The organism is Bordetella genomosp. 1 (genome assembly GCF_002261335.1).
Lineage (GTDB): Bacteria > Pseudomonadota > Gammaproteobacteria > Burkholderiales > Burkholderiaceae_B > Bordetella.
Window position 1 is genome coordinate 376,253 of the sequence record NZ_NEVL01000006.1, and the last position, 20,992, is coordinate 397,244.

Consider the following 20,992-nt stretch of genomic DNA (forward strand, 5'->3'; position numbering starts at 1 on the left):
AACAACAACGATTTTTCTGGCCACGGGCACGGAAAGGCACCCACGGAAGAGACGACCGGCGCGCCGGTAGCCCTACAGGGACGCCTGCCGCACGCCCGGGCCGCGAGCAAGCGAGCAACTTCATGGATCTCCCCATCCAGAATCTGGCGGTCGTCGGTGCGGGCGCCATGGGCAGCGGTATCGCCGCCCTCTTTGCCTCCCGGGGCATCAACGTGGTCCTGATCGATCCGGTGGCCGGCGCGCTGGAGCGCGCCTCGGCCGTGATCGAACGCCAGGTGGGCGTGTACGCGCCCGACGCGATCCAGGAGACGCTGCGCCGCATCCGCATGGAAGCCGGGCTGGAAGCGGCCTGCGGCAGCGACCTCGTGATCGAGGCCGTGCCCGAGAAGCTCGAACTCAAGCGCGACATCTTCGCCCGCCTGGACACCCTCTGTCCGGCGCACACCATCTTCGCCACCAACACGTCCGGCCTCTCGATCAATGCGATCGCCGAGGCCGTGACCCGGCGCGACCGTTTCGTGGGCACCCATTTCTTCACCCCGGCCGACGTGATCCCGCTGGTCGAGGTGGTGCGCTGCGACCAGACCACCGAAGCCACGGTGACGCGCGTGATGGATTTCCTGCGGCTGGGCGGCAAGAAGCCGGTGCTGGTGCGCCAGGACATCCCCGGCTTCATCGCCAACCGCATCCAGCACGCGCTGGCGCGCGAGGCGATCTCGCTGCTCGAGAAGGGCGTGGCGAGCGCCGAGGACATCGACGAGGTGGTCAAGTGGAGCCTGGGCATCCGCCTGGCGCTCACCGGCCCGCTGGCCCAGCGCGACATGAACGGCATCGACGTGCATTACGCCATCGCCAGCTATCTCTACCAGGACCTCGAGAACCGCACCACGCCGTCGGACCTGCTGCGCGAGAAGGCCGAGAGCGGCCAGATCGGCGCCAAGGCGGGCCAGGGCTTCTACACCTGGCCGGCCGAGGACCGCGACCGCGTGCTGCGCGAGAAAAGCGCGGCGCTGGCCGAGCTGGTGGCCTGGCTGGGCGACAAGAAACTGAGCTGAACGATTCCAACCCGCCCGGCGGCCATCGGGGCCGCGGGGCATTTCAACACGCGCGGCCAAACAGGTTGCGCGCGCAACAAAACCACAGCGCACCGGGACAACGGGGTCTGTTGGAGGCAACATGAACAAACTCGCTTCTTTCTTCACGGAGCTGATGCGCAAGTATCTGCCCGATCCCTTCGTCTTCGCGATCGCGCTGACGCTCCTGACCGTGCTGCTCGCCATGGGCGTGGAAGGCCAGGCGCTGCCGCAGATCACGCGTGAATGGGGCAAGGGCTTCTGGAGCCTGCTGGCCTTCACCACCCAGATGGCGGTGATCCTGGCCATGGGCTACGTGCTGGCCACCGCACCCCTCACCGACCGCTTCCTCGACCGCATCGTCAGCCACGTGCACAACCCGCGCACGGCCATCATCGTGGCCACGCTGGTCGGCGGCGTCGGCAGCTACCTGAACTGGGGCTTCGGCCTGGTGATCGGCGGCGTGGTCGCCAAGAAGCTGGCGCTCAAGGTCAAGGGCGTGCACTACCCGCTCATCATCGCGGCCGCCTACAGCGGCTTCACGATGTACGGCCTGGGCCTGTCGGCCAGCATCCCGGTGCTGGTGGCCACCCCCGGCCACCCCACGTCGGGCCAGATGGGCGTGATCCCGCTGTCGGAAACCATCTTCTCGGTGCCGATGCTGATCACCAGCCTGGTCATCATCGTCACGCTGCCGCTGCTCAATGCCTGGCTGCATCCCAAGCAGGGCGACAAGATCGTCGAGGTCGACCCCAACATCGACCGCGACAACGGCCCCGCCGCCGCCGGCCACAATGCCGCCGCCGAAAACACCATCGCCAGCCGCCTGAACAACAGCCGCATCCTGAGCCTGCTGATCGGCCTGCTCGGCATCGCGTACGTCGTGTTCTATTTCATGGACGGCAAGTCGCTCGACCTGAACCTGATCAACTTCATCATCCTGTTCCTGGGCATCATCCTGCTCGGCACGCCGGCCGCCTACGTGGCCAAGCTGAACGAGGGCATCAAGACGATCTCGGGCATCATCCTGCAGTACCCGTTCTATGCCGGCATCATGGCCATCATGGCCGGCTCGGGCCTGGTGACCACGATCTCGAAGATCTTCGTCGACGTCGCCACGCCGGGCACCCTGCCCTTCTGGGGCCTCATCAGCTCGTTCGTCATCAACTTCTTCGCGCCGTCGGCGGGCGGCCACTGGGTGATCCAGGGCCCGTTCATGATCGATGCCGCCAAGGAAATCGGCAGCGCGCTGAACCAGACCACCATGTCGGTCATGCTGGGCAACGCCTGGAACGACCTGATCCAGCCGTTCTGGATCCTGCCGGCACTGGCGCTGTCCAAGCTCAAGCTGCGCGATGTGATGGGCTACACCGTCATCATGATGATCTGGGTCGGCATCGTGCACATCACCGCCGTGCTGGCCTGGGGCATGCTGACCCACTGACGCCACGCGACGACACCGGAGAATCCCCATGAAACCCACCGCTTATCTCGTCACGGGCGCCAGCGCCGGCATCGGCGCGGCCATCGCCCGCGCGCTGCTGGACGCGGGCCACACGGTGGTCAACATCGACTACCGCCTGCCCGATGCGCCGCCCGCCGGGCTGGTGTCGTTCCAGGCCGACCTGACCGACCTGGCCGCCACCGAGGCGGTTGCGCGCGAAGTGAACGCGCAATACGCCATCGTCGGCCTGGTCAACAACGCCGGGGCCACCCGCCCCGGCACGGCCGACACCGCCTCGATCGCGGACCTCGACTACGTGGTCAACCTGCACCTGCGCACCGCCCTGATCCTGATCCAGGCCGCGCTGCCCGCGATGCGCGAGGCCGGCTTCGGCCGCATCGTCAACATGTCGTCGCGCGCGGCGCTGGGCAAGCCGGAGCGCGTGGTCTACTCGGCCACCAAGGCCGGCCTGATCGGCATGACGCGCACGCTGGCCATGGAGCTGGGCGGCGACGGCATCACCGTCAACGCCATCGGTCCCGGCCCGATCGCCACCGAGCTGTTCACCAAGAGCAATCCGGAAGGCGCGCCGCAGACCCGGCGCATCATCGACAGCATCGTGGTCAAGCGCCTGGGCCAGCCCGAAGACGTGGCGCGCGCCGCGATGTTCTTCCTGGCGCCGGAAAACGGTTTCGTGACCGGCCAGGTGCTGTACGTGTGCGGCGGCACCACGCTGGGCGTGGCGCCCGTCTGATATGAAGACCGCTGCCGCCTCTCGCGCGCCTCGCGCGGCCGGATCAGCGCCGCAGCAATGCGTCGTTGACGCGCCGCGCGGCCTCGCGCAGCGGCGGCAGGAACGCGGCCAGCATTTCGTCGCGCGTGTAGCGATTGACGTGCCCGCTCACGTTCATCGCGGCGATCACCCGGCCGCTGCGATCCACGATGGGCACGGCCACCGATTGCAGGCCGGGCTCGAGCTCCTGCACCACGCAGGCATGGCCGTCGCGCCGCACCGCGGCGAGCGCCTCGCGCAACTGCGCGCGGTCGGTGAGGGTGCTGGCCGTGTAGACGCGGATCTGGCTCTGGTCGAGCAGGCGTTCCTGTTCGGCCTCGGGCAGGCCCGCGAGCAGCACGCGGCCCATCGACGTGACCCAGGCCGGCAGCCGGCTGCCCACGGCGAGATTGATGCTCATGACCTTGTGGGTGGACAGGCGCAGGATGTAGACGATGTCGGCGCCATCGAGCACCGACACCGAACACGACTCGCGCGTGAGCTCCGCCACCTCTTCCATGTAGGGCAGCGCCAGGTTCCACAACGGCGTGGCCGACAGATAGGCATAGCCCAGCTCGAGGATGCGCGGCGTGAGGGTGAAGCGGCGGTCTTCGGCCGTGACGTAGCCGAGATGCTCGAGCGTCAGCAGGATGCGGCGCGCCCCGGCGCGCGTGAGTCCGGTGGCGGCGGCCACCTCGGTCAGCGTCATCTGCGGACGCTGCGGGCCGAAGGCCCGGATCACCGACAGGCCGCGTGCGAAGGATTGCACGTAGCTGTCGCTGGGCTGCTGACTGGGGGTTTCAACCATGAGACTCGATCAAACAGAATTTGGGCCCGCATCGCGCGGGCGAGGGGCCGCGGCATCGGGGGCTTGCGGCGCCGTCATCCGACCGGGCGCGCTGCCTTGACACTGCGCCACAGCCCTGAAACGATGTTCTTCAACAGAACATAAGTTCGACTGAAGAACAAATTATCACACGCCACCTCTATTGCAGACACCTATGATTTCAAAGCTCGTAGCAAGCGCGGCGGACGCCCTGGCCGATGTGCCTGATGGCGCCACCATCATGATCGGCGGCTTCGGCACGGCCGGCCAGCCCATGGAACTGATCGACGCCCTGCTCGAGCAGGGCGCCAAGGACCTGGTCATCATCAACAACAACGCGGGCAACGGCGAGACCGGCCTGGCCGCGCTGCTCGGCGCGAACCGCGTGCGCAAGATCGTGTGCTCGTTCCCGCGCCAGGCCGATTCGCAGATCTTCGACGGCCTCTATCGCAGCGGCAAGATCGAGCTCGAGCTCGTGCCGCAGGGCAACCTGGCCGAGCGCATCCGCGCCGCCGGCGCCGGCATCGGCGCCTTCTTCAGCCCCACCGGCTACGGCACGCCGCTGGCCGAAGGCAAGGAAACGCGCGAGATCAACGGCCGTCATTACGTGCTCGAATATCCGCTGCACGCCGACTACGCGCTGATCAAGGCGCAGCGCGGCGACCGTTGGGGCAACCTGACGTATCGCAAGACCGCGCGCAACTTCGGTCCCATCATGGCCAGCGCGGCGCGCGTCGCCGTGGCGCAGGTGAGCGAAGTGGTCGAGCTCGGCCAGATCGATCCCGAGACCGTCGTCACCCCCGGCATTTTCGTGCAACGCGTGGTGCAGATCGCCACGGGCACGACCAAGGAGCAGGCATGAGCACCAAACTGACCCGCGACCAGATCGCCGCGCGCGTCGCGCAAGACATTCCCGAAGGCGCCTACGTGAACCTGGGCATCGGCCTGCCCACGCTGGTGGCCAACCATCTGCCCACCGATCGTGAAGTGCTGCTGCACACCGAGAACGGCATGCTGGGCATGGGCCCGGCGCCGGCCAAGGGCGAGGAAGACTACGACCTGATCAATGCCGGCAAGCAGCCGGTCACCGAACTGCCGGGCTGCTCGTTCTTCCATCACGCCGACTCGTTCGCCATGATGCGCGGCGGCCACCTCGACATCTGCGTGCTCGGCGCGTTCCAGGTGTCGGCGCAGGGCGACCTCGCCAACTGGCATACCGGCGCGCCTGACGCCATCCCCGCCGTGGGCGGCGCGATGGACCTCGCGATCGGCGCCAAGCAGGTGTTCGTGATGATGGAACTGCAGACGCGCGAAGGCCAGAGCAAGCTGGTCGAGGCCTGCAGCTACCCGCTGACCGGCGTGCGCTGCGTGTCGCGCGTGTACACCGACGTGGCCGTGTTCGACATCGACGCCAACGGCGTGACCGTGACCGACATCTTCGGCGAGACCACGCCCGACGAGCTGCTCGCGCTCACCGGCCTGCCGCTGAAGTTCGCCAACTGAGGCTCGTTTTTCTTCCCGCGCCGCGCCCCGTCGCGGCGCCGTCCCACCCAGGAGAATCCTTATGCTGTATATGGCTGAAATGCAGGTCAACCTGCCCGCCGACATGCCCGCCGAACAGGCCAACAAACTGAAGGCCGACGAAAAGGCGCTGGCGCAGAAACTGCAACAGGAAGGCAAGTGGCAACACCTGTGGCGCGTGGCCGGCCGCTACGCCAACGTGAGCATCTTCGACGTGGCCGACCACGACGAGCTGCACAACATCCTGTCGTCGCTGCCGCTGTTCCCCTACATGGACGTGCGCGTCACCGCCCTGGCGCGCCACCCCTCGGCCATCTGAGCCCGGAGCCGCCATGCCCTACATCATCGAAACCTTCGACAAGCCCGGTTCGCTCGAGCTGCGCAAGCAGCACCGCCCGGCCCACCTGGCCTTTCTGGAACAGAACAAGGCGCTGCTGCTGGCCTGCGGCGCCAAGCTGCATGACGACGGCACCGACATCGGCGGCGGCCTGTACGTGGTCGATGTGGACACGCGCGAGGCGGCCCAGCAATTGATCGAAGCCGATCCGTTCTACCAGGCCGAGCTGTTCGAGCGGGTCAACATCACCCGCTGGCGCAAGGCCTACGTGGCCGGCCAGAGCTATCTGTAATGTCAGTGTGCGCCGGGCCGGTCCCGGCGCTTTTGCATCAGGAAATACCATGTCTTATGCCGATCTGAGCCAGGCCCGCCTGTACTACGTCATCGACGGTCCGGCCGACGCCCCCGTGCTCGTGCTGTCCAACTCGCTCGGGACCTGCGCCGATATGTGGGCGCAGCAGATTCCCGAACTCTCGCGTCACTTCCGCGTGCTGCGCTACGACACCCGCGGTCATGGCAAGTCGTCGGTGCCCGAAGGCGAATACAGCTTCGCCCAGCTCGGCGGCGACGTGATCGAACTGCTCGACCATCTCGGCATCGCGCGCGCGCACTTCTGCGGCCTGTCGATGGGCGGCCCCACGGGCCTGTGGCTGGCGCTCGAGCATCCCGGCCGCATCGATCGCCTGGTGCTGTGCAACACCGCCGCGCGCATCGGCTCGGTGCAGGGCTGGACCGACCGCATCGCCGCGGTGCGCGAGAAAACGCTGCAGGCCATGGCGCCCGCGCTGGTCGAGCGCTGGCTCACGGCCGAATACCGCGCCGCCCATCCGGGCCTGACGCAGGTGCTGGTGGACATGCTGCGCCGTACCCCCGACGCCGGCTACATCGGCAACGTCGCCGCGCTGCGCGATGCCGATCTGCGCGACCGCATCGGCGCCATCACGCAACGCACGCTGGTGATCGCCAGCACCCACGACCTGGCCGCCACGCCGGCCGACGGCCGGTTCCTGGCCGACACCATCCCGAATGCGCGCTACGTCGAGTTCGCCACGTCGCACATCTCCAACTGGGAACAACCGGAAGCCTTCACCCGCACGGTGGCCGACTTCCTCACGGAGTAAAGCCATGCAACGCTGGAAAGTCCGTCCGCCCGGCTCGAACTGGGGCGACTTCGGCCCCGACGACCAACTGGGCCGCCTCAACCTCATCACCGACGAGGTGGTGCTGCGCGGCGCGCGCGAGATCCGCGCCGGCAAGACCTTCTGCCTGTCGCTGCCGCTCGACCTGCCCGGCGGCAACGTGCTGAACCCGCGCCGCCACCCGCCGCAGCTCTCGCCCACGCGCCTGCAGGACACGCCCTACGTGAACTTCCCGCTGCGCAAGCTCAATCCCGACGCGGTCGACGTGCTGAGCGACGACCAGGTGCTGCTGTCGATGCAGTACTCCACGCAATGGGATTCGCTGGCGCACGTGGGCGCGCTGTTCGACGCCGACGACGACGGCGAGCCCGAGCTGGTCTACTACAACGGCTATCGCGCCGGCATCGACGTGGTCGGCCCGATGGACGGCGACCACACCGGTTGCGGCTGCAACAGTGGCGGCCCCTCGGCCGCGCTCAAGATCGGCATCGAGAACCTCGCGCAGAAGGGCATGCAGGGCCGTGGCGTACTGGTGGACCTGGCGCGCCATTACGGCACGGGCCGCACGCTGATCGGCGCCCGGGAGCTGCTGGCCGTGCTCGAGAAAGACGGCATCGCGGTGGAACCCGGCGACATGCTGGTGCTGCGCACCGGCTACGCGGAGAAGGTGGTGGAGATGGCCGGCAAGCCCGACGCCGACGTGCTGCACGGCTACGGCGCCGCGCTCGACGGCACCGACGAGGCGCTGCTGCAATGGATCTCGGACAGCGGCATCGCCGCGATCTGCGCCGACAACTATGCGGTCGAGGCCTACCCGGCACGCGAGAAGCAGGGCCCGCGCGCCATGCTGCCGCTGCACCATCACTGCCTGTTCAAGCTCGGCCTGCCGCTGGCCGAGCTCTGGTACCTGAAGGACCTGGCCGACTGGCTGCACGCGCAGGGGCGGCATCACTTCATGCTGACCGCGCCGCCGCTGCGCCTGCCGCACGCGATCGGCTCGCCGGTCACGCCCATCGCCACGGCCTGACGCACGCGTCTGCGCCACGAAAAAAGCGAGCCGCGCGGCTCGCTTTTTTCATGCGGCGCGGTTGCGCTCAGGCGCCCTTCAGGCAGGTGCTCATGAAGGTCTTGCGCTTGTCGCCCGACAGGCCCTGGGTGCCGGCCTTGGCATTGCAATCCTTCATCCGCTGCTGCTGCGGCGTGAGCGCCTTCTCCGGCGCGGTCTCGCCCTTGAGGCAACTGCTCATGTAGGTCTTGCGCTCATCGCCGGACTTGCCGGTGGCGGACTGGTTGCAGTCGGCCATGCGCTTTTGCTGCGGCGTGAGCTCCTTGGCGGCCGGCTTGGCCCCGGAGGTGGCGGGCGCGGTGCCCTGGGCCAACCCCGCCTGGGCGGTGAACAGGCCGAGGCACAGGCCGGCGGCAATGCAGGTGGTGCGGAAAGACATGGTATTCCTCCCAGGCTTCCGGCGCCGTGCATGCGGCATGTGCCAGAAGCGATGACGCCGGCCAGCATCCACCGGCGCACTCATCTTCGATCAAACCGCGGCCCGCGGCAAGCATTCCGATGGCCGAGGCGGCCGTCAAACCTGGCGACAAAAGTTACGGACGCGGCGTTGTTCCGCCCCGGGCCGGCCGTTATGGTGAAGACGTCGCCGTTTCCGGAAGACCACCATGAAAAAGCGTATCGCCGCCCTGCTGCTGTCGCTGGCCGCCTCCGCGGCCGCCGCCCAGAGCCTCTCGTATGGCGTCAACCTGGGCAATCTCGAAGCCGTGCGGGACAACAACACGGCCGAAACCGTCATCACCGGCACGCTGGCCAACCTGAGCAACAAGCGCATCGAACACGCCGAGGTGGAGTTCGCGCTCTACGACGCCGACGGCCGCGAGATCGGCCGCATCCGCGATGCCAGCGACAAGCCGCTGGATCCCGGCGAAGTCTGGCAGGTGCGCGCCAGCACGCCGCTCTCGATCGCGCGCTTTACCGCCGTCCACATCAAGGCCGAATAACCCTTTGAAAGAAAAGGTTATTTGCGACGGCGCCCAAGCCGTTGTAAGGCCGATGTGGGAAAATCCCGTTTGTCCCCCGCAAGCCGGCGCAGGTTTTCAGGCGAGGTTTTGCTCGCGCGTCGCCGGCGCCCGCCTCATCCGCGGGCCGGGCCTGCCGGCCGATCCAGGCCGCCCCGGCGGGGGCCGAACTCCAGGAAGGACCCATCATGTTTCCCAAAAGACTGACCGACGGCTATCAGGCGTTCCTGCAAGGCCGCTTTCCCAGCGAGCGCAGCCGCTATGAAGCCCTGGCCGAGAAAGGCCAGACCCCCGAGATCCTGGTGATCGGCTGTTGCGATTCCCGCGTCTCGCCCGAAGTGATCTTCGATGCCGGCCCCGGCGAGCTGTTCGTGGTGCGCAACGTCGCCAACCTGGTGCCGCCCTGCGATCCCGATTCCGAATCCTCGTACCACGGCACCAGCGCCGCGATCGAGTTCGCGGTCAACGGCCTGAACGTCAAGCACATCGTGGTCCTGGGCCACGCCTCGTGCGGCGGCATCCGCTCGTTCTACGACGAGTCGCAGCCGCTTTCGAAGATGGACTTCATCGGCAAGTGGATGTCGCAGATCGCCCCCGTGGCCGAGCGCCTGGGCGCCAGCACCGGCGACCGCGACAAGGACATCAAGCGCATGGAACTGGCCGTCGTCGAGCACAGCCTGCGCAACCTGATGACCTTCCCGTCGATCCGCCGCCGCGTCGAGAAGGGCGAGCTGCAGCTGCACGGCACGTACTTCGGCGTGGCCACCGGCGTGCTGTTCGTGCGCGATCCGGCCACCGGCGAGTTCAACGCCTGCGTCGAGACCAGCCCGGCCAACTGAGGCCGGCGCATCTTCTGTCCAGACAGCCGGGACGGGCGAGTCCTTCTTTCTCAGGGCTCCCCACCCGCCCATCCCGGCCCGGACACGTCAGCCCGGCAAACCGAACGCGCGCAGGTCCGGCGTGCGCCGGTGCCAGTCGCTGGCGGCCTGGAAGGCCATGCCGATGCGGCCCAGCGTCGCTTCGTCGAACGGTTTGCCCAGCAATTGCACGGAGACCGGCAGGCCCTGCTCGCCGTGGCCGGCGGGCAGCGCCAGGCCACACGCCCCCAGATAGTTGCCGGCGCGCGAGAAGGCCGCGAGCGGCGTCGCCGCCTCGTCCACCTGCGCCAGCGTGCGTGCCTCGAACGGCAGCGCCGGCGTGAGCAGCGCGTCGTATTGCGCCATCCATGACTGCCAGTGCGCGCGCGCCTGCTCGTGTTCGCGCAGCGCCGCCAGGTAGTCGGCCGCGCCGATGCCCTTGCCGCCCATGACGCGGGCCCGCACGAACTCCCCGATCGGCAGCGCCGCATCCTCGATGTAGTCGCGATGCAGCGCGTAGGCTTCGGCGGCGATGATGCGGCCGTTGGCCACCATCATCGCGTTGAAGTCGAACGGCAGCGCCGTCTCGACCACCTCGGCGCCCAGCTGCGCGAGCAGCGCACGCGCGTCGTCCATCGCACGCGCGACCGCCGGCGTCACGGCGATCGGATAGGCCTCGGCCGGCATCACCGCGATGCGCGCGCCGGCCAGCGGGCGGGCCACCGCGCGCGGCAGATCGATGCGGAAGGCGGGCGCGCCGAGCGTGGCCGGATCGGCCGCGTCGGGCCCCGCCAGTGCCTGCGTGATCAGCATGGCGTCGCGCACGTCGCGCGTGAGCGGGCCGATGGAATCGAGCGTCTGCGACAGCGCCACCGCGCCCGCGCGGCTGATCACGCCGCAGGTGGTCTTCAGGCCGGTGATGCCGTTGAGCGCGGCCGGAATGCGCACGGAGCCGCCGGTGTCCGAGCCGATCGCCGCCGGCGCCAGGCCCGCCGCCACCGCCACGCCCGAGCCGCTCGACGAGCCGCCCGGGATCCGGTGGGCCTGCGCATCCCAGGGGTTGCGCGGCGTGCCCATCACCGGGTTGGTGCCCCAGCCGCCGAAGGCGAATTCCACCATGTGCGTCTTGCCCAGGATCACCATGCCGGCCTGCACGAGACGGTGCGCGACCACGCCGGTGGCCTGGCTGCGGCGCGCGCGCCAGGCCTCGGAGCCGGCCGTGGTGACGCCGCCCTGCACTTCGCACAGATCCTTGATCGCGATGGGCAGGCCGTCGAGCGCGCCCAGCGCATAGCCGCGTGCGCGGCGCGCGTCGGCGGCCTCGGCCAGCGCCAGCGCGCCCGCTTCGTCCACCGCCACATACGCATGCAGCGCCTCGTTGGCGCGTGCGATGCGGTCCAGATAGAGTCGCGTCAGTTCGACGGCGCTGTAACGGCCCGCCGCCAAGCCCTCGGCCAGCTCGGAAAGACTGGCAAACGCTAGTTCAGACATCGTGTTCCTCGTTGAGCGAACGCCGGCCGCGCGCGTGGCGCGGCCGGCGCTCAATGCCTGCCGGTAGTCTTCCGGCTCAGCGCTTGTTCCATGCCGGCGCGGGGTACACCGCCTTCTCGACCGCGACGTCCTGCGGCCACACCGGCACCATGCCCTTGCCGGGCAGCAACTGCACCACCGGGAACGGCATCTGCAATTGCTTGCCGGTCTCGTCGATCGCGTACGGACCGGCCATCACCGTGACCTTGCCCGACAGATCGAGCGAGGCCTGCTTGAGCGCCGCGGCATCGGTGGCGCCCGCCTTCTTCACGATCTCCTCGGTGAGCGCGCCCGCGCCATAGGCCAGCGCCGTCTGGAAATCGGGCGGGAATTCGGCCTTGGGGTAGAGCTTGTCGTAGGCCTGCGCGAACTGCTCGCGGGTGAGGCCGGCATCCACCTTCCAGTTGATCGAGGGGTGATAGTTGGTGTGGCTGAAGATGAAGTTCGAATCCGCGCCGATCGCCTGGAACTGCGGCGTGGAGGCGTACACCATGAAGATGTAGGGGAAGTTGATGTCGAGCTGCTTCATCTGACGCGTCATGCTGATCAGGTCGCCTTCATACGACGTGGGGATCAGCGCCTCGGCGCCCATGGCCTTGGCCTTCTGCAGCAGCGTGCTGAAATCCTTTTGACCCTTGGGATATTTTTCGTAGAGCACCACGTCCATGTTCAGGCGCTTGGCGTGGGCACGGCCGCCGTCGGCCAGCCCGGCCGGGAACGGCTCGTCGGAGTACAGCAGCGCCACCTTCTTCACGCCGAGGTTGTTGGCCAGCTCCATCGGCGCGCGCAGCATCGCCGACACGGGCATCTGCGTGCCCGACACCATGTTCTTGAAACCCTGCTTGTAGAGATCGTCGCTCGCGGCCGACCACACCATCATGTACTTGCCGAGGCGCTCGGTCACAGTGCCGGCCGCGGCCGTCAGCGTGGAGCCGAAGGGCGCAAACACCAGATCGACTTTTTCATCCACAATCAGGCGTTCGTAGACGCGCGTGACCATCTGCTTGTCGCTGCGATCGTCCAGCTTGACCAGCTCAACCGGATACTTCTTGCCCTTGATCTCGATGCCGCCGCGCCGGTTCACATCGTCGACCCAGACCTCGACGCCGCGCACGCCCGATTGCGAGGCGAGCGCGAAGCTGCCGGTCGACGAGACCGTCATGCCGATGCGGATCTTGTCGGAGGACTGGGCCGCGCTGGTCGCGGGGCTCAGCACGGCGGCCGCCAGCATCAGGGCGGACAGACGGGATAACCACGGACTTCTGAACATAGGAAAACTCCTTGGATTGCACAAAAGGGGAATACCGACAGCCCGCCGCACAGGGGCAAACCGTGAACTTGCGCAAAGTTTGCACAAATCCGCGCATAGCGTATAACAAATAGGCATGGAGCGCACGCCTTGAATAAACTCAATTACCGCCAGACCGAAATGCTGTGGGCCATCGTGGTCGCGGGCTCCATCAGCGGCGCGGCGCGCCTGCTCGGCATCAGCCAGCCCGCCGTGAGCCGGATGCTGGCGACCACCGAAAAGCAGCTCGGCCTGGACCTCTTCGAACGCGTGCGCGGCCGCCTGCAGCCCACCGCCGACGTGCACGCCCTGTTCGAGGAGATCGAGAAGACCCAGCGCATGATGCAGCGGGTCAACGACCTGGCCGACGCCCTGGCCGGGCACGGCGCCGGCGTGCTGCGCCTGACCTCGATCCCCAGCCTGGCGCAATACCTGGTGCCGCGCGCGGTGGCCCGCTTCCAGGGGCGCCGCGCCGACGTGATGCTGCGGCTCAACACCAATGCCCTGCCGCACCTGATCCCGGACGTGCTCAATGGCGAGGCCGACCTGGGCCTGGTGGTGATGCAGACCAAGCATCCGTTCATGACCTCGATCCCGCTGCACACCGGCCGCATGGTGGCGGCCATCCCCGCCGCCAACCCCCTCGCCACGCGCAGCCAGGTCAGCCTGGCCGACCTGTCGCCCTACCCGCACATCGTGGTCGGCACGCGCATGCCCTTCGGCATGCTCGTGACCAACGCCTTCGAGCAGGCCGGCGTGCCGTGCCGCATGTGCGCCGACGTGCCCTGGAGCCAGCTCGCGTGCGCGCTGGTCAATGCCGGCACCGGCATCGCCATCGTCGACGAGTTCACGGTGATGCAGAACAACTGGCCCGAGGTGGCCATCGTGCCGCTGGCCGAGGACATCCCGCTGCACGTGACCGCCGTCCACCCCAGCAACCGCCCGCTGCCGCGCATCGCGGCCGAGTTCATCGACGACCTGCGCGAGGTGCTGAACGCCTCTTTTGGCCCCAAATAGGGGAAAACACTTAACATCAAGTTATGGTCTTGCTCGGCTGACCTGTTCATAATCGACCCACAACGAAACGGCCCAAGCTTTCCCAACCGGACCGAGAGGGATAATCATGAGCAGCAGCCCCGAAGCGCTGGCAGGCGCCTTGCCCGCCCGCGCGCAGGACCAACGCGTCCTGCGCCTGCGCACCCGCATCGCGATCTCAGTGTTCGTTCTCCTGGCAGCCGCGCTCGCGGTGGTGCCAGCCTCCACCAGCAATATCTCGTTCGCGTTCTACCTGATGCTCTGGGTGACGATGGCGAGCGCCATGAACATCTGCGTGGGCTTCACCGGCTACCTGCCGTTCGGCTTCGTGGTGTTCTACGGCGTGGGCTCGTATGCGACGGGCATCTGCTACAAGCTGCTGCAGTGGCCCATCGTGCCCTCGCTGCTGGCAGCCGGCGTGGTGGGCGTGCTGATCTCGCTGCTGTTCGCGCCCACGCTGCGCCTGCGCGGCGTGTACTTCGGCATCGTGAGCCTGGCGCTCGCCACGATCATGAAGCTGCTGATCTCGAACTTGCCCGACAACTTCACCGGCGGCAGCATGGGCCTGATCCTGTCGAGCGCCAACAACCCCGTGCACAGCTACTACGCGATGCTGGCGGTGATGGCGGCCACGTTGGCCACCGTCACCTGGCTGTCGGTGTCGCCGCTGGGCAAGGCGCTCAAGGCGATCCGTGACGACGATTCGGCCGCGGCCTGCATCGGCATCCATGTGCCGAACACGCGGCTCAAGGCCTGGATGCTGGCCGCGCTGTTCCCGGCGCTCGCCGGCGGCGTGGAGGCCTGGTACACCAACGTGGTCGACCCCGAGTACGCCTTCCACGTGCTGATCACGGCCAAGAGCATCATCTACGCCATGGCGGGCGGCTTCGGCACCATCCTCGGCCCGGTCGTCGGCACGCTGGCGCTGGTCGGCATCGACCACCTCATCTGGCAGAAATTCCCGGTGCTGAACCTGCTGCTGCTGGGCCTGGTCATCGTGCTGCTGATGCTGTTCCTGCCGCGCGGCATCGTCGGCAGCCTGCTCAAGCGCTGCCCCAACCTGCGCCGCTACATCGCCTGAAGGAAGCCTCATGAGCTCACTCATCATCCAGGGGCTGATCAACGGCCTCATCCTGGGCGCCATCTACGGCCTGATCGGCGTCGGCCTGAACGTGGTGTTCGGCGTGCTGCGCGTGGTCAACTTCGCGCACGGCGAATTCCTCGTGCTCGGCGCCTACTTCGCCTACCTGATGCTCGAGTACTTCGGCATCAATCCGCTGCTGGCGCTGCCGCTGTCGTTCGTGGTGTTCTTCGCGGTCGGCTATGTGCTGTATTTCCTGCTCATCCCGCGCCTGTCGCGCGCCGAGGATCCCGAGATCAGCTCGCTGCTGCTGATGTTCGGCGTGTCGATCATGCTGGGCGCGCTGATGCTGCTGATGTTCGAGGCCGATGCCCGCTCGCTGCCCTTCAGCATGGAGCCGGTGTTCCTCAAGTTCGGGCCGGTGCTGATCCCGACGGTGCGCCTGGTGGCACTGGTGATCGCGGTGGCGGTGATCGGCACGCTGGCCTGGTTCCTCTATCGCACGCAGGTGGGGAAGGCGCTGCGCGCCATCATCATGAACCGCGACGCAATCCGTATCGTCGGCATCAATGCCGAGCGGCTCTCGGCCGTGGCCTTCGGCCTGGGCATCGGCCTGGCCGCGGTCACGGGCGTGCTGGTGGCGCTGGTGTTCCCCTCGTTCTCGCCCTTCATGGGCAACGACTACACGCTGATCGGCTTCATCGTGATCGTGCTGGGCGGCCTGGGTCATCCGATCGGCGCGCTGGTCGGCGCCCTGCTCTTCGGCGTCACCGAACAGGTGTCGGTGGTGTTCTTCAATCCCTCGATCGCCACGATGCTCGGTTTCGCGTTGATGGTGGCCATGATCTTCGTGCGCCCCTCCGGCCTGTTCGGCCAGCGCGCGCTGCGCTGAAGGAAGTCACCATGCTGAAGATCGAAAACCTGAAAAAGCGCTTCGGCGGGCTGGTGGCGCTGCAGGGCGTGAGCCTGCACGTGCCGCGCGCCTCCATCCTGGGCGTGATCGGCATGAACGGCTCGGGCAAGACCACGCTGCTGAACTGCGTCAACGGCCTGTACCTGCCCGACGAGGGCAGCATCCTGCTCGACGGCAAGCCGATCGGCGGCAAGCCCACGCACGAAGTGGCGCGCATGGGCGTGGGCCGCACCTTCCAGGTGCCGCGCGTGTTCCCGCACCTGAGCCTGCTCGACAACCTCGACGTGGCGCAGCAGCAGACGCGCCGCAACGCCGACGAACGCTACGCCGAATCGGAATACTGGCTCAACAAGGTGGAGCTGCACCGGCTGCGGCACAACCATGCGGAAGAGCTTTCGGGCGGCCAGCAGAAGCTGCTGGAACTGGCGCGCATCATGGTGGCGCGGCCGAAGGTGGTACTGCTCGACGAGCCCTTCGCCGGCGTGAATCCCTCGCTCGCGCAACTGCTGATCCGCGTGATCGCCGAGGTGCCGCGCGAGCACGACTGCTCGGTGGTGCTGGTGTCGCACGACCTGACCTCGATCTACCAGCTCTCGCACCACATCATCGTGATGAACGAAGGCGCCATCCTGTGCGAGGGCGACGCCGAGCGCGTGAAGAGCGATCCGCGCGTGGTCGAAGCCTATCTCGGAGCCTGAGCCATGGCGGAATCGGTTTTCTCCCTCGACAACGTGACCGTCGCCTATCACGGCGACATCACCATCCTCAACGGCGTGAACGTGACGGCGCGCGCCGGCCAGGTCACCGGCATCATCGGCCCCAACGGCGCCGGCAAGTCCACGGTGCTCAAGACGCTGTTCGGCTTCCTGCCGCTGCGCGGCGGGCGCATCACGCTGCGCGGCCAGGACATCAGCCGCCAGCCCTCGCACCAGCGCGCGGGCAGCGGCGTGGCCTTCGTGCCGCAGCACCGCAGCCTGTTCGGCGAGCTCTCGGTCGAAGACAATCTGCTGCTGGGCTGCTGGCCGTTCCGGCGCGACAAGGCGCGCGTGCGCCGCCGCATCGACAGCGTCTATCAGCGCTTCCCCATCCTGGCGGACAAGCGCAACGATCCGGTCTCGAGCATGAGCGGCGGCCAGCAGCGCTTCGTGGAGTTCGGCCGGGCGCTCCTGATCGAGCCCTCGGTGATCCTGCTCGACGAGCCCACGGCGATGCTGGCGCCCAAGATCTCGAAAGAGATCTACGCGGTGATCCGCGGCTTCGCCGACGAGGGCATGACCGTGGTGCTGGTCGACCAGAACGTGCGCCGCTGCGCCGAGATCTCCGACTACATGTACATCCTCGAGCTCGGCCGCAACAAGGCCGAGGGCGAACGCGCGGCGTTCGAGCAGGAAGGCGGCCTGCGCGACATGGTGGCCTCCTGGATGGACTACAAGATCGATTGATGTGGGGTACCGGCGCGCCAGGCCGCGCCGGCTTTTTTCTGTGCCCGCCGCGCCGGGCGGCGCGCACCGCCCGCCCTGCCGGCACCTCGTCGGTGGCGTACGCAGTAGCGTACACACCGGCAGCGGCCTGAGAAGCATTCACATCTACGGGCCCGCGCGGCCCGCCGAGCCTGCGGCCGCCACGCCACAGCGCGCCGCCCGCCCTTCCCCCGCTCCCCGCAAAGCCGCGCCAGCAAAGGCTCTCCGGCTCAAAACCAGGGCGACCTACCTTATTACCAGAATGACTTAGACGCTGGCTTCGGCCTGCTGCTACGGTTATGTACATAAAACCGTCATGGCGCCTCGGCGCCTCCGCCTGTGTGCGCACCCGCTGCGCGCCGCACCGACACTGTTAGGGCATTGACCATGTATGTGTATGACCCCGTCGACCAGCAACTGGTCGAGGAACGCGTGGCCCAGTTCGCGGGCCAGACGCGCCGGTTTCTCGACGGCCAGCTGACCGAAGACGACTTTCGCGTGCTGCGCCTGCAGAACGGCCTGTACATCCAGCGTCACGCGCCGATGCTGCGCGTGGCGATCCCGTACGGCATGTTGAATGCCGGCCAGCTGCGCAAGCTGGGCCACATCGCCCGCACCTACGACCGCGGCTACGGCCACTTCTCCACCCGCCAGAACATCCAGTTCAATTGGCCGCGCCTCGAAGACGTGCCGGCGATCCTGGGCGAGCTGGCCGAGGTGCAGATGCACGCGATCCAGACCAGCGGCAACTGCATCCGCAACACCACCACCGATCACTTCGCCGGCATCGCGCCCGACGAGCTCGTGAATCCGCTGGTGTGGTGCGAGATCATCCGCCAGTGGTCCACGCTGCATCCCGAGTTCGCCTTCCTGCCGCGCAAGTTCAAGATCGCGGTGTCCGGCGCCGTGCAGGACCGCGCCGCGGTCGGCGTGCACGACATCGGCCTGCAGGCCGTGGAGCAGGACGGCAAGCTGGGCTTTCGTGTCTGGATCGGCGGCGGCATGGGCCGCACGCCGATGGTGGGCCACCTGATCAAGCCGTTCGTCGAGTGGCAGCATCTGCTCACCTACCTGCAGGCCGCGCTGCGCGTCTACAACCTGCACGGCCGGCGCGACAACAAGTACAAGGCCCGCATCAAGATCCTGGTGAAGGACCTCACGCCGCAGGTCTACGGCGAACAGGTCGAGCAGGAATGGCTGCAGATCAAGGACGGCCCCGATACCATCACGCAGGACCAGCTCGACACGATCGCCGGCCGCTTCATCTGGCCGCAGTATCGCGCCGAGGCCGCGCAGGCCGAGGATCCGAATCCGGCGCTGGCCGAGTCCAACCCGGCGTTCCGCCGCTGGCTGCGCACCAATGTGCACGGCCACAAGGTGGCGGGCTACGCCGCCGTGTCGATCTCGCTCAAGCCGACCGGCGTGCCGCCGGGCGACATCACCGCCGACCAGATGGACGCGGTGGCCGACCTCTCCGAGCGCTACGGCTTCGGCGAGCTGCGCGTGTCGCACGAGCAGAACCTGATCCTGGCAGACGTCGAGCGCGCCCGCCTGCCCGAGCTGTGGGCCGAGCTGGTGGCGCTGAACCTCGCCACGCCCAACATCGGCCTGCTCACCAACATCATCGCCTGTCCGGGTGGCGACTTCTGCGCGCTGGCCAACGCCGTGTCGATCCCGGTGGCCGAGTCGATCCAGCGCCGCTTCGACGACCTCGACTACCTGTTCGAGATCGGCGAGCTCGACCTGAACATCTCGGGCTGCATCAACTCCTGCGGCCACCATCACGTGGGCCACATCGGCATCCTGGGCGTGGATAAGGCCGGCGAGGAGTGGTACCAGGTCACGCTGGGCGGCCGCCAGTCGGGCGCCGCGCATCCGCTGCCCGACCTCGAATCCACGCGCGGCGGCGGCGCCGCCGTGGGCCGCATCATCGGCCCGTCGTTCGCACGCGAACAGGTACCTGACGTAGTGGATCGCCTGATCCGCACCTACCTGGATCTGCGCGACAGCGACGCCGAACGCTTCATCGACGTGGTCGACCGCGTCGGCATCGATCCCTTCAAGCGCGACGTCTACGCCGACCCGGCCGTCGCCAAGCCTGCCGCCCGCGAGGCCGCCCATGTCTGAACTCAACACCCCCGACGCCCGCCTGATCCGCGCGGGCAGACTCGAAGTCGACACCAGCCGCCTGTTCGAGGCGCCCGAGGATGCGCCGGACAGCACGCCGGCCGACGAGGCCGGCTGGATCGTGCCGCTGGCCACCTGGCTGGCGGCGCGTGACGCGCTCGCCTCCCGCCAGCATCCGGTGGCCGTGCAACTGCCGCCCGACACCGACCTCACGCAGCTGCTCGATGCGGACGGCAAGCTCGACGCCAGCCGCATCGCGTTCATCGCCATCAGCTTCCCCGCCTATACCGACGGCCGCGGCTACTCGCTGGCGCAGCTGCTGCGCCGCCAGTACCACTGGACCGGCGAGTTGCGGGCGGTGGGCGACGTGATGATCGATACGGTGTACTACCAGGCGCGGGTGGGCTTCGACAGCTTCCTGGTCAAGCCCGGCCACGATCCGCAGGCCGCGCTCGACGCGCTGCACACGTTCAGCGTGCGTTACCAGCAGACCTACCCGGTGCCGCAGGCGGCCTGAGCCGCGCGCACGCGAAAACGCCCGGATCGGCAATGCGCCGGTCCGGGCGTTTTTTCATGCGGCGCGAATGCGGGTCTTTCGGCGCACCGAGGGGCGCCGGCGCGCGCCGGACGGCCGGCGTACCGACACGGCCGACCCGCCGCCCTGTCTCACATGCCTTCCCAGTGCGGACCCGGCACGTTGATGTCGAAGAGCTCCAGCACGCGCGCCACCGTGTGATCGACCATCTGCTCGATCGAGGTGGGCCGGTGATAGAACGCCGGCAGCGGCGGAAACACGATGCCGCCCATCTCGGTGATGGCGGTCATGTTGCGCAGGTGGGCGAGGTTGAACGGCGTCTCGCGCACCATCATCACCAGCCGGCGGCGCTCCTTGAGCGTGACGTCGGCCGCGCGCGTGATGAGGTTGTCGGACAGGCCATGGGCCACGGCCGCGAGCGTGCGCATCGAGCACGGCACGACCACCATGCCGGCGGTCTGGAACGCACCGCTGGCCAGCGTGGCGCCCACGTCGCGGATGCTGTGCACGTGGTCGGCGAGGGCCTGCACCTCGTGGCGCGAGATGTCGAGCTCGTGCTTGATGTTGAGCACGCCCGACGAGGAGATCACCAGGTGCGACTCGACATCGTCGACGCCCTTGAGCGCCTGCAGCATGCGCACGGCATACAGGGCGCCGGTGGCGCCCGTGATGCCGATCACGAGCCTGCGTTTGGACATCAGGCGGTGGCGCCGGATTCGTCGAGCAGCTGCTTGAGTTCGCCCGATTCGTTCATCTCGTTCATGATGTCCGAACCGCCGATGAACTCGCCCTGCACATAGAGCTGCGGGATCGTGGGCCAGTTGGAGAAGGTCTTGATGCCCTGGCGCACTTCGTCGTCTTCGAGCACGTTGACGGTGACCAGCTTCTTCACGCCACAGCCCTTGAGGATCTGGATCGCGCGGCCCGAGAAGCCGCACTGCGGGAACTGGGCGGTGCCCTTCATGAACAGCACCACGGGATGCTGGGTTACCGTTTCACGGATGAATTCTTGCACGTCGCTCATGGTAG

Annotated in this window: 24 protein-coding genes; 18 read left to right on the forward strand and 6 right to left on the reverse strand. The window is 67.7% G+C overall.

Annotated features, from left to right (window positions below):
* Positions 1 to 122: 122 nt before the first annotated feature.
* The 3 genes from CEG14_RS23795 (at position 123) to CEG14_RS23805 (ending at position 3,271) form a co-directional block, all read left to right on the forward strand.
* Positions 123 to 1,055 carry a 3-hydroxyacyl-CoA dehydrogenase family protein gene (locus tag CEG14_RS23795; protein WP_094828876.1) on the forward strand — a complete coding sequence of 311 codons (933 nt, stop codon included), beginning with the start codon at positions 123 to 125 and terminating at the stop codon, positions 1,053 to 1,055.
* 121 nt (positions 1,056 to 1,176) lie between these two features.
* Positions 1,177 to 2,517: a short-chain fatty acid transporter gene (locus CEG14_RS23800; RefSeq protein WP_094828877.1), complete on the forward strand. Its 1,341-nt coding sequence runs from the start codon at positions 1,177 to 1,179 to the stop codon at positions 2,515 to 2,517.
* Between the two features lie 28 nt (positions 2,518 to 2,545).
* Positions 2,546 to 3,271 carry an SDR family oxidoreductase gene (locus tag CEG14_RS23805; RefSeq protein WP_094828878.1) on the forward strand — a complete coding sequence of 242 codons (726 nt, stop codon included), beginning with the start codon at positions 2,546 to 2,548 and terminating at the stop codon, positions 3,269 to 3,271.
* A 43-nt stretch (positions 3,272 to 3,314) separates the two neighbouring features.
* Here the strand turns inward: CEG14_RS23805 and CEG14_RS23810 are convergent, their stop codons facing one another.
* Positions 3,315 to 4,097 (reverse strand): IclR family transcriptional regulator, encoded by a 783-nt coding sequence (locus CEG14_RS23810; protein ID WP_094828879.1) that lies wholly within the window; start codon positions 4,095 to 4,097, stop codon positions 3,315 to 3,317.
* A 193-nt stretch (positions 4,098 to 4,290) separates the two neighbouring features.
* Between CEG14_RS23810 and CEG14_RS23815 the strand changes: the two genes are divergently transcribed.
* From CEG14_RS23815 to CEG14_RS23840, 6 genes are all read left to right on the forward strand, one after another.
* Positions 4,291 to 4,977 (forward strand): 3-oxoacid CoA-transferase subunit A, encoded by a 687-nt coding sequence (locus CEG14_RS23815; protein WP_094828880.1) that lies wholly within the window; start codon positions 4,291 to 4,293, stop codon positions 4,975 to 4,977.
* Complete coding sequence (locus CEG14_RS23820) at positions 4,974 to 5,618, forward strand: 3-oxoacid CoA-transferase subunit B (protein ID WP_094828881.1); 645 nt, start codon at positions 4,974 to 4,976, stop codon at positions 5,616 to 5,618. Before CEG14_RS23815 ends, CEG14_RS23820 begins: the two co-directional genes overlap by 4 nt.
* A gap of 61 nt (positions 5,619 to 5,679) precedes the next feature.
* A complete protein-coding gene (catC, locus tag CEG14_RS23825; RefSeq protein ID WP_094828882.1) occupies positions 5,680 to 5,955 on the forward strand; it encodes a muconolactone Delta-isomerase in 276 nt (91 codons plus the stop codon).
* A 13-nt stretch (positions 5,956 to 5,968) separates the two neighbouring features.
* Positions 5,969 to 6,265: a YciI family protein gene (locus tag CEG14_RS23830; RefSeq protein WP_094828883.1), complete on the forward strand. Its 297-nt coding sequence runs from the start codon at positions 5,969 to 5,971 to the stop codon at positions 6,263 to 6,265.
* 49 nt (positions 6,266 to 6,314) lie between these two features.
* Positions 6,315 to 7,094, forward strand: a complete 780-nt coding sequence (pcaD, locus tag CEG14_RS23835) for a 3-oxoadipate enol-lactonase (protein ID WP_094828884.1) — start codon at positions 6,315 to 6,317, stop codon at positions 7,092 to 7,094.
* 4 nt (positions 7,095 to 7,098) lie between these two features.
* Positions 7,099 to 8,139, forward strand: a complete 1,041-nt coding sequence (locus tag CEG14_RS23840; protein ID WP_094828885.1) for a cyclase family protein — start codon at positions 7,099 to 7,101, stop codon at positions 8,137 to 8,139.
* 67 nt (positions 8,140 to 8,206) lie between these two features.
* Here the strand turns inward: CEG14_RS23840 and CEG14_RS23845 are convergent, their stop codons facing one another.
* Complete coding sequence (locus CEG14_RS23845; protein WP_094828886.1) at positions 8,207 to 8,557, reverse strand: PsiF family protein; 351 nt, start codon at positions 8,555 to 8,557, stop codon at positions 8,207 to 8,209.
* Positions 8,558 to 8,783: 226 nt separating this feature from the next.
* Here CEG14_RS23845 and CEG14_RS23850 point away from each other — a divergent pair, with 226 nt between their 5' ends.
* Positions 8,784 to 9,119 carry an FxLYD domain-containing protein gene (locus CEG14_RS23850; protein WP_094828887.1) on the forward strand — a complete coding sequence of 112 codons (336 nt, stop codon included), beginning with the start codon at positions 8,784 to 8,786 and terminating at the stop codon, positions 9,117 to 9,119.
* 206 nt (positions 9,120 to 9,325) lie between these two features.
* Complete coding sequence (locus tag CEG14_RS23855) at positions 9,326 to 9,976, forward strand: carbonic anhydrase (RefSeq protein WP_094828888.1); 651 nt, start codon at positions 9,326 to 9,328, stop codon at positions 9,974 to 9,976.
* 87 nt (positions 9,977 to 10,063) lie between these two features.
* On the opposite strand, the gene CEG14_RS23860 is transcribed toward CEG14_RS23855, so the two are convergent.
* Together CEG14_RS23860 and CEG14_RS23865 are read right to left on the reverse strand one after the other, a co-directional pair.
* Positions 10,064 to 11,485, reverse strand: a complete 1,422-nt coding sequence (locus tag CEG14_RS23860; protein WP_094828889.1) for an amidase — start codon at positions 11,483 to 11,485, stop codon at positions 10,064 to 10,066.
* A gap of 76 nt (positions 11,486 to 11,561) precedes the next feature.
* On the reverse strand, positions 11,562 to 12,794 hold the full coding sequence (locus CEG14_RS23865) for an amino acid ABC transporter substrate-binding protein (RefSeq protein WP_094828890.1): 1,233 nt from the start codon (positions 12,792 to 12,794) through the stop codon (positions 11,562 to 11,564).
* Positions 12,795 to 12,953: 159 nt separating this feature from the next.
* On the opposite strand from CEG14_RS23865, the gene CEG14_RS23870 reads away from it, so the two are divergent.
* The 7 genes from CEG14_RS23870 to CEG14_RS23900 all read left to right on the forward strand — a co-directional run bounded on the left by CEG14_RS23870 (position 12,954) and on the right by CEG14_RS23900 (position 19,945).
* A complete protein-coding gene (locus tag CEG14_RS23870) occupies positions 12,954 to 13,829 on the forward strand; it encodes a LysR family transcriptional regulator (RefSeq protein ID WP_094828891.1) in 876 nt (291 codons plus the stop codon).
* A 106-nt stretch (positions 13,830 to 13,935) separates the two neighbouring features.
* Positions 13,936 to 14,928 (forward strand): branched-chain amino acid ABC transporter permease, encoded by a 993-nt coding sequence (locus CEG14_RS23875; RefSeq protein WP_094828892.1) that lies wholly within the window; start codon positions 13,936 to 13,938, stop codon positions 14,926 to 14,928.
* A 10-nt stretch (positions 14,929 to 14,938) separates the two neighbouring features.
* Positions 14,939 to 15,820, forward strand: a complete 882-nt coding sequence (locus CEG14_RS23880) for a branched-chain amino acid ABC transporter permease (RefSeq protein WP_094828893.1) — start codon at positions 14,939 to 14,941, stop codon at positions 15,818 to 15,820.
* 11 nt (positions 15,821 to 15,831) lie between these two features.
* Positions 15,832 to 16,539, forward strand: a complete 708-nt coding sequence (locus tag CEG14_RS23885) for an ABC transporter ATP-binding protein (protein ID WP_094828894.1) — start codon at positions 15,832 to 15,834, stop codon at positions 16,537 to 16,539.
* Positions 16,540 to 16,542: 3 nt separating this feature from the next.
* The gene (locus tag CEG14_RS23890) at positions 16,543 to 17,283 is read left to right on the forward strand and encodes a branched-chain amino acid ABC transporter ATP-binding protein (RefSeq protein WP_094828895.1); all 741 of its coding nucleotides are present in this window, start codon (positions 16,543 to 16,545) and stop codon (positions 17,281 to 17,283) included.
* 405 nt (positions 17,284 to 17,688) lie between these two features.
* A complete protein-coding gene (locus CEG14_RS23895; RefSeq protein ID WP_094828896.1) occupies positions 17,689 to 19,428 on the forward strand; it encodes a nitrite/sulfite reductase in 1,740 nt (579 codons plus the stop codon).
* A complete protein-coding gene (locus CEG14_RS23900) occupies positions 19,421 to 19,945 on the forward strand; it encodes a DUF934 domain-containing protein (RefSeq protein WP_094828897.1) in 525 nt (174 codons plus the stop codon). Before CEG14_RS23895 ends, CEG14_RS23900 begins: the two co-directional genes overlap by 8 nt.
* A gap of 149 nt (positions 19,946 to 20,094) precedes the next feature.
* On the opposite strand, the gene CEG14_RS23905 is transcribed toward CEG14_RS23900, so the two are convergent.
* Both CEG14_RS23905 and grxD read right to left on the reverse strand, forming a co-directional pair.
* Positions 20,095 to 20,661: a UbiX family flavin prenyltransferase gene (locus CEG14_RS23905; RefSeq protein WP_094828898.1), complete on the reverse strand. Its 567-nt coding sequence runs from the start codon at positions 20,659 to 20,661 to the stop codon at positions 20,095 to 20,097.
* Positions 20,661 to 20,987: a Grx4 family monothiol glutaredoxin gene (grxD, locus tag CEG14_RS23910; protein ID WP_094828899.1), complete on the reverse strand. Its 327-nt coding sequence runs from the start codon at positions 20,985 to 20,987 to the stop codon at positions 20,661 to 20,663. The genes CEG14_RS23905 and grxD overlap by 1 nt, the downstream gene beginning before the upstream one ends.
* Positions 20,988 to 20,992 lie beyond the last annotated feature (5 nt).

Coding starts and splice junctions, on each gene's coding strand:
- CEG14_RS23795 (WP_094828876.1), top strand. CDS start 123: ATGGATCTCCCCATCCAGAATCTGGCGGTCGTCGGTGCGGGCGCCATG.
- CEG14_RS23800 (WP_094828877.1), top strand. CDS start 1,177: ATGAACAAACTCGCTTCTTTCTTCACGGAGCTGATGCGCAAGTATCTG.
- CEG14_RS23805 (WP_094828878.1), top strand. CDS start 2,546: ATGAAACCCACCGCTTATCTCGTCACGGGCGCCAGCGCCGGCATCGGC.
- CEG14_RS23810 (WP_094828879.1), bottom strand. CDS start 4,097: ATGGTTGAAACCCCCAGTCAGCAGCCCAGCGACAGCTACGTGCAATCC.
- CEG14_RS23815 (WP_094828880.1), top strand. CDS start 4,291: ATGATTTCAAAGCTCGTAGCAAGCGCGGCGGACGCCCTGGCCGATGTG.
- CEG14_RS23820 (WP_094828881.1), top strand. CDS start 4,974: ATGAGCACCAAACTGACCCGCGACCAGATCGCCGCGCGCGTCGCGCAA.
- catC (WP_094828882.1), top strand. CDS start 5,680: ATGCTGTATATGGCTGAAATGCAGGTCAACCTGCCCGCCGACATGCCC.
- CEG14_RS23830 (WP_094828883.1), top strand. CDS start 5,969: ATGCCCTACATCATCGAAACCTTCGACAAGCCCGGTTCGCTCGAGCTG.
- pcaD (WP_094828884.1), top strand. CDS start 6,315: ATGTCTTATGCCGATCTGAGCCAGGCCCGCCTGTACTACGTCATCGAC.
- CEG14_RS23840 (WP_094828885.1), top strand. CDS start 7,099: ATGCAACGCTGGAAAGTCCGTCCGCCCGGCTCGAACTGGGGCGACTTC.
- CEG14_RS23845 (WP_094828886.1), bottom strand. CDS start 8,557: ATGTCTTTCCGCACCACCTGCATTGCCGCCGGCCTGTGCCTCGGCCTG.
- CEG14_RS23850 (WP_094828887.1), top strand. CDS start 8,784: ATGAAAAAGCGTATCGCCGCCCTGCTGCTGTCGCTGGCCGCCTCCGCG.
- CEG14_RS23855 (WP_094828888.1), top strand. CDS start 9,326: ATGTTTCCCAAAAGACTGACCGACGGCTATCAGGCGTTCCTGCAAGGC.
- CEG14_RS23860 (WP_094828889.1), bottom strand. CDS start 11,485: ATGTCTGAACTAGCGTTTGCCAGTCTTTCCGAGCTGGCCGAGGGCTTG.
- CEG14_RS23865 (WP_094828890.1), bottom strand. CDS start 12,794: ATGTTCAGAAGTCCGTGGTTATCCCGTCTGTCCGCCCTGATGCTGGCG.
- CEG14_RS23870 (WP_094828891.1), top strand. CDS start 12,954: ATGCTGTGGGCCATCGTGGTCGCGGGCTCCATCAGCGGCGCGGCGCGC.
- CEG14_RS23875 (WP_094828892.1), top strand. CDS start 13,936: ATGAGCAGCAGCCCCGAAGCGCTGGCAGGCGCCTTGCCCGCCCGCGCG.
- CEG14_RS23880 (WP_094828893.1), top strand. CDS start 14,939: ATGAGCTCACTCATCATCCAGGGGCTGATCAACGGCCTCATCCTGGGC.
- CEG14_RS23885 (WP_094828894.1), top strand. CDS start 15,832: ATGCTGAAGATCGAAAACCTGAAAAAGCGCTTCGGCGGGCTGGTGGCG.
- CEG14_RS23890 (WP_094828895.1), top strand. CDS start 16,543: ATGGCGGAATCGGTTTTCTCCCTCGACAACGTGACCGTCGCCTATCAC.
- CEG14_RS23895 (WP_094828896.1), top strand. CDS start 17,689: ATGTATGTGTATGACCCCGTCGACCAGCAACTGGTCGAGGAACGCGTG.
- CEG14_RS23900 (WP_094828897.1), top strand. CDS start 19,421: ATGTCTGAACTCAACACCCCCGACGCCCGCCTGATCCGCGCGGGCAGA.
- CEG14_RS23905 (WP_094828898.1), bottom strand. CDS start 20,661: ATGTCCAAACGCAGGCTCGTGATCGGCATCACGGGCGCCACCGGCGCC.
- grxD (WP_094828899.1), bottom strand. CDS start 20,987: ATGAGCGACGTGCAAGAATTCATCCGTGAAACGGTAACCCAGCATCCC.